The 12030-nt window shown below is 60.1% G+C and carries 12 protein-coding genes; 7 read left to right on the forward strand and 5 right to left on the reverse strand.

Annotation, left to right across the window (positions count from 1 at the left end; all coding sequences use genetic code 11):
- The first annotated feature begins 27 nt into the window (after positions 1-27).
- From J3Q04_RS05170 to J3Q04_RS05190, 5 genes are all read left to right on the forward strand, one after another.
- Entirely contained in the window at positions 28-1422 is a 1395-nt protein-coding gene (locus J3Q04_RS05170; RefSeq protein ID WP_030139644.1) for a PhoH family protein, read from the forward strand.
- Positions 1423-1607: 185 nt separating this feature from the next.
- Positions 1608-2081: a cyclic pyranopterin monophosphate synthase MoaC gene (moaC, locus tag J3Q04_RS05175; RefSeq protein ID WP_434607614.1), complete on the forward strand. Its 474-nt coding sequence runs from the start codon at positions 1608-1610 to the stop codon at positions 2079-2081.
- On the forward strand, positions 2078-2320 hold the full coding sequence (locus J3Q04_RS05180; RefSeq protein WP_434607612.1) for a MoaD/ThiS family protein: 243 nt from the start codon (positions 2078-2080) through the stop codon (positions 2318-2320). The genes moaC and J3Q04_RS05180 overlap by 4 nt, the downstream gene beginning before the upstream one ends.
- A gap of 3 nt (positions 2321-2323) precedes the next feature.
- Entirely contained in the window at positions 2324-2776 is a 453-nt protein-coding gene (gene moaE, locus J3Q04_RS05185; RefSeq protein ID WP_420765385.1) for a molybdopterin synthase catalytic subunit MoaE, read from the forward strand.
- A 269-nt stretch (positions 2777-3045) separates the two neighbouring features.
- Positions 3046-3822: an ABC transporter substrate-binding protein gene (locus J3Q04_RS05190; RefSeq protein ID WP_434607610.1), complete on the forward strand. Its 777-nt coding sequence runs from the start codon at positions 3046-3048 to the stop codon at positions 3820-3822.
- 127 nt (positions 3823-3949) lie between these two features.
- Here the strand turns inward: J3Q04_RS05190 and J3Q04_RS05195 are convergent, their stop codons facing one another.
- The 5 genes from J3Q04_RS05195 to J3Q04_RS05215 all read right to left on the reverse strand — a co-directional run bounded on the left by J3Q04_RS05195 (position 3950) and on the right by J3Q04_RS05215 (position 9281).
- Entirely contained in the window at positions 3950-4576 is a 627-nt protein-coding gene (locus tag J3Q04_RS05195; RefSeq protein ID WP_420765383.1) for a helix-turn-helix transcriptional regulator, read from the reverse strand.
- An 87-nt stretch (positions 4577-4663) separates the two neighbouring features.
- Positions 4664-5791: an NAD(P)/FAD-dependent oxidoreductase gene (locus J3Q04_RS05200; RefSeq protein WP_434607608.1), complete on the reverse strand. Its 1128-nt coding sequence runs from the start codon at positions 5789-5791 to the stop codon at positions 4664-4666.
- Between the two features lie 147 nt (positions 5792-5938).
- Positions 5939-6886 (reverse strand): ornithine cyclodeaminase family protein, encoded by a 948-nt coding sequence (locus tag J3Q04_RS05205; protein WP_434607606.1) that lies wholly within the window; start codon positions 6884-6886, stop codon positions 5939-5941.
- 165 nt (positions 6887-7051) lie between these two features.
- Positions 7052-8527: an ATP-dependent RNA helicase RhlB gene (gene rhlB, locus J3Q04_RS05210; protein ID WP_420765380.1), complete on the reverse strand. Its 1476-nt coding sequence runs from the start codon at positions 8525-8527 to the stop codon at positions 7052-7054.
- A gap of 97 nt (positions 8528-8624) precedes the next feature.
- The gene (locus tag J3Q04_RS05215; RefSeq protein ID WP_434607604.1) at positions 8625-9281 is read right to left on the reverse strand and encodes an alpha/beta hydrolase; all 657 of its coding nucleotides are present in this window, start codon (positions 9279-9281) and stop codon (positions 8625-8627) included.
- Between the two features lie 470 nt (positions 9282-9751).
- Here J3Q04_RS05215 and J3Q04_RS05220 point away from each other — a divergent pair, with 470 nt between their 5' ends.
- On the forward strand, positions 9752-10783 hold the full coding sequence (locus J3Q04_RS05220; RefSeq protein ID WP_186610954.1) for an amino acid ABC transporter substrate-binding protein: 1032 nt from the start codon (positions 9752-9754) through the stop codon (positions 10781-10783).
- Between the two features lie 65 nt (positions 10784-10848).
- Positions 10849-12030, forward strand: coding sequence for an amino acid ABC transporter permease (locus J3Q04_RS05225; RefSeq protein WP_420765378.1), 1182 nt, complete (start codon positions 10849-10851; stop codon positions 12028-12030).

The following is a 12030-nucleotide window of genomic DNA, read 5'->3' on the forward strand; positions in this document are numbered from 1 at the left end:
GAATGGCCCCCACATAGGTGACCGAGTATGGATGACCACGGACGTAGCCCTTCCTCCAACCAGCCAATCCTCTATGTACTCGATACCAACGTATTGATCCACGATCCAAACGCGCTCCTGAACTTCGAAGAACACCACGTAGCCCTCCCGATGACCGTCCTTGAAGAGCTGGACAAGCTCAAGAGTGGGCATCACAGCGTGGCGGCCGAATGTCGCCAGGCGATCCGCCTGATCGACAAGACCCTGGGGGACGCCTCTCCCGAGGACGTCGAACTCGGCGTACCGATCCAACGTGGCAAAAGCGGCCCCAAGGGCCTGCTCTCGATCCTGATGAGCAAGCGCACCGAACCCAACCTGGTGCTGCCTGAACACCTTAACGACAACATCATCATCAACCAATTGATCGACCTGCACGCGCGCAACAAGGATCAGGCCGTGGTGCTGGTGACCAAAGACATCAACATGCGCCTCAAGGCCCGCGCCTGCGGGATCGCGGCCGAGGACTACAGCACCGACCAGCTGGTCGACGACGTGTCGCTGCTGCCCAACGGCTACCACACGATGACCGGCTCTTTCTGGGACCGCGTGAGCAAGGTCGAAACCCGCCAGGACCATGGCCGCACTTGGCACCAGGTGCAATTGATCGACAATCTGCCGGCGGTGCACATCAACGAATTCATCATCGACGAACAAGGCTTCGTCGGCTGGATCAAGGAAATCCAGGTCGACAAACTGCTGATCCTCGACTTGCATCAGGAACCCTTGTTGCATCAGGAGGCGTGGGGCCTCAAGCCTCGTGACATCTACCAGAGCCTGGCGCTGTTCGCCTTGCTCGATCCGGATATCCACCTGGTCAACCTGTCCGGTGCGGCTGGTTCCGGCAAGACCATCCTGGCCCTGGCCGCTGCTATCGAGCAGACCATGGTCAGCAAGCGTTACCGGCGCATCATCGCCACCCGCAGCGTGCAGGGCCTGGACCAGGAGATTGGCTTTTTGCCCGGCACCGAAGCGGAAAAAATGGAGCCGTGGCTGGGCGCGATTACCGACAACCTCGAAGCCTTGCACATGGATGACGAAAGCACCCATGGCAGCGTCGACTACATCCTCAGCAAAGTGCCGTTGCAGTTCAAATCCCTCAACTACATCCGAGGCCGCAGCTTCCAGCAAAGCCTGATCTTGATCGACGAATGCCAGAACCTGACGCCGCACCAGATGAAAACCATCATCACCCGTGCCGGCGCCGGTTCCAAAGTGGTGTGCCTGGGTAACCTGGCACAGATCGACACCCCATACCTGTCCGCGACCAGCTCCGGGCTGACCTACCTGACCGAACGCTTCAAGGATTTCCCCAACGGGGTCCACATCACCCTGCAAGGCGTACCGCGCTCGATCCTGGCCGAATACGCTGAGTCTCATCTGTAACACCAGCCGAACCGGGCGACCTCACCGTCGCCCGGTTCTTCCATGCACCACATAACCCTGTGGGAGCGAGCCTGCTCGCTCCCACCAAGGATCTTCAGTGTCTGCAAATTACGGGCACGACAATCAGCCCTGCCAGAATCTGACCCACGGGTTTACAATCGACGCTCCTGATCAGGAGTAACCCTGTGCTGACTCATCTCGATTCCCAAGGTCGCGCCAATATGGTCGACGTGACCGACAAGGCCGTGACGTTCCGTGAAGCCACGGCTGAAGCCTTTGTGCGAATGCTGCCCGATACCCTGCGGATGATCGTCAGTGGCGGCCATCCCAAGGGCGACGTGTTTGCCGTTGCCCGCATCGCCGGCATCCAGGCTGCGAAGAAAACCAGCGACCTGATTCCGCTCTGCCACCCGCTGATGCTCACCGGCGTCAAGGTCGAGCTCAAATCTGAAGGCGAGGACCGGGTACGTATCGTTGCCCGTTGCAAACTGTCGGGGCAGACCGGAGTGGAAATGGAAGCGCTCACCGCCGCCAGCGTCGCCGCGCTGACTATTTATGACATGTGCAAGGCCGTGGACCGGGGCATGACCATCGAAGGCGTGCGGGTGCTGGAAAAGCTTGGCGGCAAGAGTGGTCATTTCCAGGCGGATGCATCATGAAAATCACTGTGAAGTTTTTTGCTCGCTACCGCGAAGCGCTCGGCGTGGACTCGGTTAAGGTGGAAGGCGGTTTCGCCACGATTGACGACGTGCGCGCCTTGCTCGCGCAGCGTGACGGCGCCGAAGTGCTGAGAGAGCAAAACCTGATGTGTGCCCGCAACGAGGATCTCTGTCAACTCGACGAGCCAGTGGCGGACGGCGATGAGGTGGCGTTCTTTCCCACCGTGACCGGAGGCTGAGCCATGGCGATTCGGGTACAGGTGGAACCGTTCGACCCGGGCAGCGAAGTCAACGCGATGCACGCGGCCAATGTCGGCGTGGGTGCTGTGGTCAGTTTTGTCGGCTACGTGCGCGACTTCAATGACGGCCTCGATGTGTCCGGGATGTTCCTGGAGCATTATCCGGGCATGACCGAGAAAGCGCTGGGCAAGATCGCCATCGAGGCCGAGCAGCGCTGGCCATTGCTCAAGCTTGAAGTGCTGCACCGCATCGGCGCCTTGGAGCCGGGTGAGCCGATCGTTTTTGTCGGCGCCGCCAGCGCCCACCGCCAGGCGGCGTTCGACGCCTGCGCCTTTGTCATGGACTACCTCAAGACCCGCGCGCCGTTCTGGAAAAAAGAAAACACCGTCGATGGCCCGCGCTGGGTCGAAGGGCGGGACAGTGATCATGCGGCGGCGGATCGCTGGAAGCAGTAGTCCACGTCGTTTCTTCGCAATACTTATGCCCGCATCGCGAGCAAGCTCGCTCCCACAGTGGCGCTTCGTTGCACACAATGTTTGTGTCTGACACAGATCCCCCTGTGGGAGCGAGCCTGTTCGCGATGAGGCCGGTAGCCTCCCATCACTTTCGCCTGTTTCCCCAATTGACGATGTGTACATTAAAGTCCAGTATGGATTTATCAGTACAAAATCAGTCGCACCTGCCTTTCTCTGCCAAACCAACAACAACCCGCGAGAGAACGATTATGAAGAAACTCCCCCTCATCACTGGTCTGGCCTTGAGTCTGTTGGCCTCCAGTAGCCTGTTCGCCGCCGATAAAACCTTGCGCATCGGTATCGAGGCGGCTTATCCGCCGTTTGCTTCGAAAACCTCGGAGGGGAAAATCGAGGGGTTTGACTACGACATCGGCAATGCCTTGTGCGCACAGATGCAGGTGAAGTGCGAGTGGGTCGAGGGTGAGTTCGATGGGCTGATCCCGTCGCTCAAAGTGAAGAAGATCGACTTGGCCCTGTCGTCCATGACCATCACCGAAGAGCGCAAGAAGTCGGTGGATTTTACCCACAAGTACTACTTCACCTCATCGCGCCTGGTCATGAAGGAAGGGGCGTCGGTCGATGACCAGTACGCCAGCCTCAAGGGCAAGACCGTCGGCGTGCAGCGCGCCACCACCACGGACCGTTTCGCCACGGAGGTCTTTGAGCCCAAGGGCGTTACGGTCAAGCGCTACAGCAATAACGAAGAAATCTACATGGACCTGGCGTCGGGTCGCCTGGATGCGATTTTTGCCGACACCATTCCTTTGGAAGACTTCCTGTCGATGCCTCGTGGCAAGGGCTATGCCTTCGTCGGGCCGGAGCTCAAGGACCCGAAATACGTCGGCGAGGGCGCCGGGATTGCGGTGCGCAAGGGCAACACCCAATTGGTGGCGGATTTGAACAAGGCCATCGATGGGATTCGGGCCAATGGCGAGTATCAGAAAATCCAGGCCAAGTATTTCAAGTCGGATATCTACGGCGATTGATCGATAGCCTTCGCGAGCAGGCTCGCTCCCACAGAGGATTTGTGTCGTGCACGAGATATGTGTGCAAAGCGATTCAATGGGGGAGCGAGCTTGCTCGCGATGGCGTCAGGCCAGGCAACCCAAAACCTCAGCCCTTCAATTCCTTCAGATGCTTGTACACCGTCGCCCGCCCCATGTTCAGCACATTGGCCACATAGTTGGACGCGCTCTTGCCCTTGAACGCGCCTTCGGCATGCAGCGCCAACACCAGCTCGCGTTTGTGGTCGCGGGTCAGCAGGTTCAGGCTCAGTTGACGCTCGCGCATCCAGGCGTGCAGGAAAGTGTTGATCCGCTCCTGCCAGTCATCACGAAACAGTGAATCCGGCTGGGGAATCAATTTGCCTGGCGACAGGAACAGATCCAGCGCGGCCTTGGCATTCTCGAACAGCGAAATATTAAGGTTGATGCACAGCACCGCCAGCGGATGACCGTTGGCATCACGCAGGACGCTGCTGAGGCTGCGAATCTTCTGTCCGTCCCAGTTCAGTTTTTCGTACGGCCCGATGTTACGTTCGCTGACGTCCTCACTGAGCATGTCTTCCAGGGACGAGTCATCGCCGATTTCGCGCTTGGACAGGTTATTGGCGATGTAGTCGACCTTCTGGGTGCGCAGGTCATGCAACACCACTTCCGCGTGGGGGTAGAACAGTGTGGCGATGGCATCGGCGATAGTGCGGAAGTTATCGAGTGTCGGATTGGCTTGCGGGGCATTCATGACAGGACTCCAGACGGTCAGCGCCCCGTGGAACAGGGGCGCGGGGGAGTGTGCCGCAATCGTGGCGATGCGTCACCTCACCGAAGGTCAACCCAGGCGAGTGGGCGATAGCATCGCGGCGTTCAGGCCGAAACGGGTCAAAGGCTCAGGCAGTGGTTCACCGCGCGCCAGTGCCGCGCTTGCCTGGCCCATGGCAGGGGAGGTCTGGATGCCATAGCCCCCCTGGGCCGCGACCCAGAAAAGGCCGGGCACTTGTGGGTCGAAGCCGGCCAGCAGATCACCGTCAGGCACGAAGCTACGCAATCCGGCCCAGGTGCGGGTCGGACGGCGAATGGTCAGGGTGGTGGCCTCTTCGATCTGGTAGATGCCCATGGCGATGTCCAGCTCTTCGGGCTGTACGTCGTGTGGTTCGACCGGGTCGGCATTGGCCGGAGAGCCGAGGAACATGCCAGCGTCGGGCTTCATATAGGAAGATTCGTCGAGGCTCACCAGCATCGGCCAGTCGTGGATATTCACACCCTCGGGGCCGGCGAAAATGAACGCCGCCCGCCGCTTGGGTTGCAGGCCCAGCTTGCGCGCGCCGGCCATTTCGGCCACTTGATCGGCCCAGGCGCCGGCCGCGTTGATCAGCACCGGCGCGTAGAACGTCTGGCTGGCGGTCCTGACCTGCCATCGCCCTTGGTCGTCGCGGATCAAGTCCAGCACTTCGCTGTCGGTGTGTACCTCACCGCCGCTGCGACGGATACCGCGCAGATAGCCTTGGTGCAGCGCATCGGTATCGATATCGCAAGCCGTGGGGTCGTAGATCGCGCCGTGGACTTTTTCCCGTCGCAGGATCGGCAGGCGCAGGCAGGCCTCTTCGGCGCTGAGCAATTGCATTTGCGGCACCGTGGCCTTGGCGCTGAGGTATTGGTTACCAAGCTCGGCCGGGTCGCCGATGAAGTCCACCGTCATTTCGCCGCGCGGGGTGAGCAACGGGTGTACGCAGAACCCGGCTGGTGGTGCGTCGAAGAAATCCCGGCTGGCCTGGGTCAATGCCCGTACCTGAGGGGTGCCGTAGGCTGCGGTGTACAACGCCGCCGAGCGTCCGGTGGAGTGATAGGCCGGATGGGATTCGCGTTCAAGCACAATGACCCGGCCGTGGGGTGCGAGCCAGTAGCCGGTGGAAGCACCGGCGATGCCGCCGCCGATGATGATGAAGTCTGCTGAGATCATAAAGTTCTCCTGTCGAGCACATTGCCGGGAGTTTCCGTGAACCTGTGGGAGCGAGCCTGCTCGCGAAAGCGGTGTGTCAGTCACGCGTATTTATCTGATAAACCGCTTTCGCGAGCAGGCTCGCTCCCACAAGGGAAAATGGGTGTGTCAGTCGAGAAGTTGGTAAAGCGCATTCACCAGCGCAACATCCTCCAGCCCCAACCCAATGGAACGGAAAAACACATGGCGCTCATAGTTTGGTCGCGCCGCACGTTCGCTCAGCAGATCGGGCAAGTCACCCACAATGCTTGAAGGCTCCCAGCCATGCTGTTCAGCGGCGATCAACATCTCGCCAGCCGAGCCCGGAGTGGTCTGACGATAGTCGCAGAACACATCCATGTCGTTGAGGCTCTGGGGCGGTACTTCATGCGCGCGCGGGGCATTGGTGCTGATGGATGTGATCAACGTCGGTTTGCCGAGGGTCTGCGGGTCTAGCACTGCCCGGGCGGAGGAGGTGCAGAGCATCACCACATCGGCGTCGTGCAGTGCCGCTTCAAGGGTGTCGGCGATTTGCAGGCGCGGGTCGAGCCCGGTGATTTGCGCGAGATCCTGGGTTGAGCGCTCTTTGAGGCTTGGCGAATAGAGACTGATGCCTTGCCAATCCCGCAGTCCCTTGACGTACTGCACATGGGCGCGCGCCAGCGCGCCACTGCCGATCACCGCCAGGCGCCTGGCGTTGTGCGGGGCGAGGGCATCGATGGCGACGGCGGTGGTGGCGGCGGTGCGGACGGTCGTCAGCTCGGCGGCATCGCACAGCATCAACGGCTGGCCGGTCTGCATCGACATCAGCAAAGTCCAGGCGGTGATGAGTGGCCCTTGCTCGCGCACGATGTAGGGCGAGGTCTTGACCCCATAGACCTGGTCTTGAGCCAGCACACCGAGGAAGTTGATGAAGTCCCCGGCGCCCTCGGGAAACACCACCCTTTGCTGGGGCGGCTGCACCGCTTGCCCGGCCGCAAGATCGCGGAACAGCTTGCGCAGGACTGCCAGCACATCGACGTGCCCGAGCAGTTCTCGGGCCTGGGCTTGGGTCATGACATGAGGCGTATTGGTCATCGTAGACTCCGGGTGTCTCGAGTAAACTAATTTGTCCATTATGGACTTTTAGTTTATCCGAGCAATATCCCCGGGCAAAAAAAACGCAGCCTGTGTTGGCTGCGCTGATCGTTCCCACGCGCTGCGTGGGAATGCCTCAGTGGACGCGTTGCGTCCGTCTCGACGTTAGGGCCGCTTGCGCTCAACCGGCCGCAACAGATGAGTCGGTGGCATCTCGCAACTGATCTTGCGACCCAGCAGCGCTTCGATCGACGGCAACTGGTAAGAGTCGTCTTCGCCGGCAAAGCTGATCGATACACCTGCTGCCCCGGCACGACCCGTGCGACCAATGCGATGCACATAGTCGTCCGGTACTTCAGGCAAGGTGAAGTTGATCACATGGCTGATGCCGTCGATGTGAATGCCCCGACCCGCCACATCGGTGGCGACCAGCACGCGGATCTTGCCTTCGCGGAAACCTTCCAGTGTCTTGATCCGCTTGTGCTGCGGCACGTCGCCCGAGAGCTGGGCGGCGTTGACGCCGTCGCGCACCAGGCGTTCCTCGATGCGGCGCACTTCGTCCTTGCGGTTGGCAAATACCATCACCCGCTCCCAGCCATTGTCGTTGACCAGGTTGTAGAGCAGCTTGTACTTGTCGGCACCGGCGACGGCGTAGATGTGCTGCTCCACATTTTCACTGGCGACGTTCTCGGCTTCGATCTCGACGATGGCCGGGTCAGTCGTCCACTGTTTGGCGAGATTCATCACATCGTCGGTGAAGGTGGCGGAGAACAGCAGGGTCTGGCGTTCGCTTTTCGGCGGGGTCTGGCGAATGATCTGGCGGACCTGGGGAATGAAGCCCATGTCGAGCATGCGGTCGGCTTCGTCCAGCACCATCACTTCGACCATGTCCAGGTGCACGTCGCCGCGCTGGTTGAAATCCAGCAGGCGGCCCGGCGTGGCCACGAGGATGTCGCAGTGGCGGGCTTCGAGGTGCTTGAGCTGCTTGTCGAAATCCATGCCGCCCACGAACGTCATCACGTTCAGACCGGTGTACTTGGTCAGGTCGGCGGCGTCCTTGGCGATTTGCACCACCAGTTCGCGGGTCGGCGCAATGATCAGCGCGCGCGGTTCGCCCATATAGCGTTCCTTGGGCGGTGGGGTCTGAAGCAATTGGGTAATGATGGAAATCAGGAATGCGGCGGTCTTGCCGGTGCCGGTCTGGGCACGGCCGATGGCGTCTTTGCCAGCGAGGGTGTAACCGAGCACCTGCGCCTGGATCGGCGTGCAATAGGGAAAGCCCAGGTCCTGGATGGCATGCATCAATTCAGGGGCGAGCTTGAAATCGTGGAAGCGGGTCTTGCCTTCCTGGGGCTCTACGACAAAGTCCTCGAGCTTCCAGGCGACGACGGACGGTTTTGGTGCGCGTTCGCGGCGCGGCCTTGGCGCTTCGCTGCGTGGCTTTTCCTGGGCAGGGGCCGCGACAGGCTGGGCTGCGGTGGCGGTTGGCGGCGTTGTTTTCGCCTCCGCAACCGGCGGTGCGGTCCGGCGCGACTGCTGCGCATCGGCGCGGTTCGGGGCCTGGGGCGCGCTGGCGACAGGCGCGAGCTGCTCGGCCTCGCTTTTACCGAACATCTTCTTGAGTGCTTTGAGCACGGTCATCTCATCGATTGGTTAAGGAATGTACGCCGGCCAGTGTAATGCAAGAAACGGGCGCGGCGTAGTGTGTTCATCAAAGCGCTGGCGTGCGATAGGCCTCTTAGCGCAACTGCTTATCCAGCCAGGCGCCGATGTCGCGGATCTCCTCGGGTAACACTTCGTGGCCCATTGGGTATTCCTGCCATGTCACGGTGACACCATGCTGCTTCAGATACTCTTTCGCCGTCCGGCCCATCGGGTTGAGCACCACCTCGTCGTATTGTCCGTGCAACGCCAGTACCGGGATGCGCTGCTGGCTGGCAGAGAGTTGCAATTGCTCGCTGAAAGTTGGCGCATATGTGGACAGCGCGATAACGCCCCCCAGGGGCCCCTGCCATTTGACGAATGCGGTGTGATAGACCACCGCGCCACCTTGGGAAAAACCCGCGAGGAAGATTCGCGAAGCGTCTATTCCGCTGGATCGCTGGGTTTCCATCAGGTCGATGACCCGCTGGGCAGAGGTTTCGAGTTGATCTTCGTCAATGGCTCGAGCCGGGCTCAGGGCGCGGATGTCGTACCAGCTTGGCATGGCATAGCCACCATTGATGGTGACGGGCTGAGTGGGTGCTTGAGGCAGGACGAAACGTGTGGTGAGCAGGCTTTGCTGCAACATTTCGGCTACCGGCATGAAGTCGTAGCGATCGGCGCCCAGGCCGTGGAGCCAGATAATGCAGGCATCGGCGGTGCCAGAAGGCTCGAGAATCAAGGGGTCGGTCATGGTGTGCTCCAAAAATGTGCGGGCGCGCTCGATCAGTGCATGGTTACGGTGCGCGCTTGGTGCCTCAGTTAATTACATGTCGCAATGCTACAACTTTTTGTCTTGACGTACCCGGTATGGGGTAAGCGCAGCGGTATGGTACGGGCTTTGCTATGGGGTAGCTGAGTGATGATTCTTACGCTGCGCGGTAACACTATCAGCTAGACGCGACGCATGGGATATCAGAAATCCGGTGATGGATGTTCGCCAATAGCCGCTACGGGCTTCGCGAACGTGAAGGGCTACAGCCCGTTCGGCCGATTGGTGAGAAGTGAGCAGGCCGCTGTTGATGGGCGCTCTCATTAATAGACTCATAGCGAAGGCCCAGACGTCGGTCGACCCTAAAAAAAGCCAACAGGGGTCGGCAATGCCTCAAAAGGGCGCGACAGGGCTCAAGCTCCGACACAACAAGAGCAAAACTGGAGGTTTGAATGAAGTTACTGAAATCCACCCTGGCAGTCGTGACTGCAGCAGCAGTCCTCGGCGTCAGCGGGTTCGCTCAGGCGGGTGCAACCCTGGATGCCGTGCAGAAGAAAGGTTTTGTGCAATGTGGTGTAAGTGATGGCTTGCCGGGCTTCTCGGTGCCAGATTCCACCGGCAAGATCGTCGGTATCGACGCTGACTTCTGCCGTGCCGTTGCCGCTGCGGTATTTGGCGATGCGACCAAGGTCAAGTTCAGCCAGTTGAACGCCAAGGAGCGCTTCACCGCGCTGCAATCGGGCGAAATCGACGTGCTGTCGCGCAACTCCACCATGACCAGCTCCCGTGATGCGGGCATGGGCCTGAAGTTTCCTGGCTTCATCACCTACTATGACGGCATCGGTTTCCTGGCCAACAGCAAACTGGGCGTCAAGAGCGCCAAAGAACTGGACGGTGCAACCATCTGCATCCAGGCCGGTACCACCACCGAACTGAACGTATCCGACTACTTCCGCGCCAACGGCCTGAAGTACACCCCGATCACCTTCGACACCTCCGATGAAAGCGCCAAGTCGCTGGAATCCGGTCGTTGCGACGTGCTGACCTCCGACAAGTCCCAGCTGTTCGCCCAGCGCAGCAAGCTGGCCTCGCCAAAGGACTACGTGGTTCTGCCGGAAACCATTTCCAAGGAGCCTCTGGGCCCGGTCGTGCGTAACGGCGACGACGAGTGGCTGGCTATCGTGCGTTGGACTGGCTTCGCCATGCTCAATGCCGAAGAAGCAGGCGTGACTTCGAAGAACGTCGAAGCCGAAGCCAAGTCCACCAAGAACCCTGACGTCGCTCGTATGCTGGGCGCTGACGGTGAATACGGTAAAGACCTGAAGCTGCCTAAGGACTGGGTCGTGCAGATCGTCAAGCAAGTCGGCAACTACGGCGAAATGTTCGAGCGCAACCTCGGCAAAGACACCCCGCTGCAAATCGATCGCGGTCTGAACGCTCTGTGGAACGCAGGCGGCATCCAATACGCACCACCAGTGCGCTGATGGTTCTATCACCCGGTGGGCCAACCACCGGGTGATGTTCTGTTCCATTCTTTGCGGGGCACTTCATGCAAAATTCAATCGGCGCACCTAAGCAGAGGTTCAGCCTCAGCGATCCACGAGTGCGTGCGTGGGTATTTCAGATCGTCACCATCGTGGCGGTCATCTCGCTGGGCTGGTTTCTGTTCGATAACACACAAACCAACCTGGAACACCGGGGCATCACGTCCGGTTTCGGTTTTCTGGAGCGCAGTGCCGGGTTCGGCATCGCCCAACATCTGATCGACTACACCGAAGCGGACAGTTATGCCCGCGTCTTTGTCATCGGTCTGCTCAACACCCTCCTGGTGACCTTCATTGGCGTGATCCTGGCGACCATCCTGGGGTTCATCATCGGCGTCGCACGCTTGTCGCAGAACTGGATCATCTCCAAGCTGGCGACCGTCTATGTGGAGGTTTTCCGTAACATCCCACCGCTGTTGCAAATCCTGTTCTGGTACTTCGCCGTATTCCTGACCATGCCGGGACCACGGGCTGCCCACAATTTCGGTGACACGTTCTTCGTCAGCAGCCGGGGCCTGAACATGCCGGCGGCGCTGGTGGCCGATGGGTTCTGGCCGTTCGTGATCAGCATCGTGCTGGCGATTGTCGCGATCGTGCTGATGACGCGCTGGGCCAACAAGCGCTTCGAAGCGACGGGCGAGCCGTTTCACAAATTCTGGGTCGGCCTGGCGCTGTTCCTGGTGATCCCGGCAATCTGCGCTTTGGTCTTCGGGGCGCCTGTGCATTGGGAAATGCCACAGCTCAAGGGCTTCAACTTCGTCGGCGGCTGGGTGTTGATCCCGGAGCTGCTTGCGTTGACCCTGGCCTTGACCGTGTACACCGCGGCGTTCATCGCCGAGATCGTGCGCTCGGGCATCAAGTCGGTCAGCCATGGCCAGACCGAGGCTGCCCGTTCCCTGGGGCTGCGCAACGGTCCGACCTTGCGCAAAGTCATCATCCCGCAAGCCCTGCGTGTGATCATTCCGCCGTTGACCAGCCAATACCTGAACCTGGCGAAGAACTCTTCCCTGGCGGCTGGTATCGGTTACCCGGAAATGGTTTCGCTGTTTGCCGGCACGGTGTTGAACCAGACCGGCCAGGCCATCGAGGTGATTGCGATCACCATGAGCGTGTACCTGGCGATCAGTATCAGCATTTCCTTGCTGATGAACTGGTACAACAAGCGCATTGCGCTGATCGAGCGGTGA

It is taken from the genome of Pseudomonas sp. D4-21 (assembly GCF_051132125.1).
Taxonomy (GTDB): domain Bacteria; phylum Pseudomonadota; class Gammaproteobacteria; order Pseudomonadales; family Pseudomonadaceae; genus Aquipseudomonas.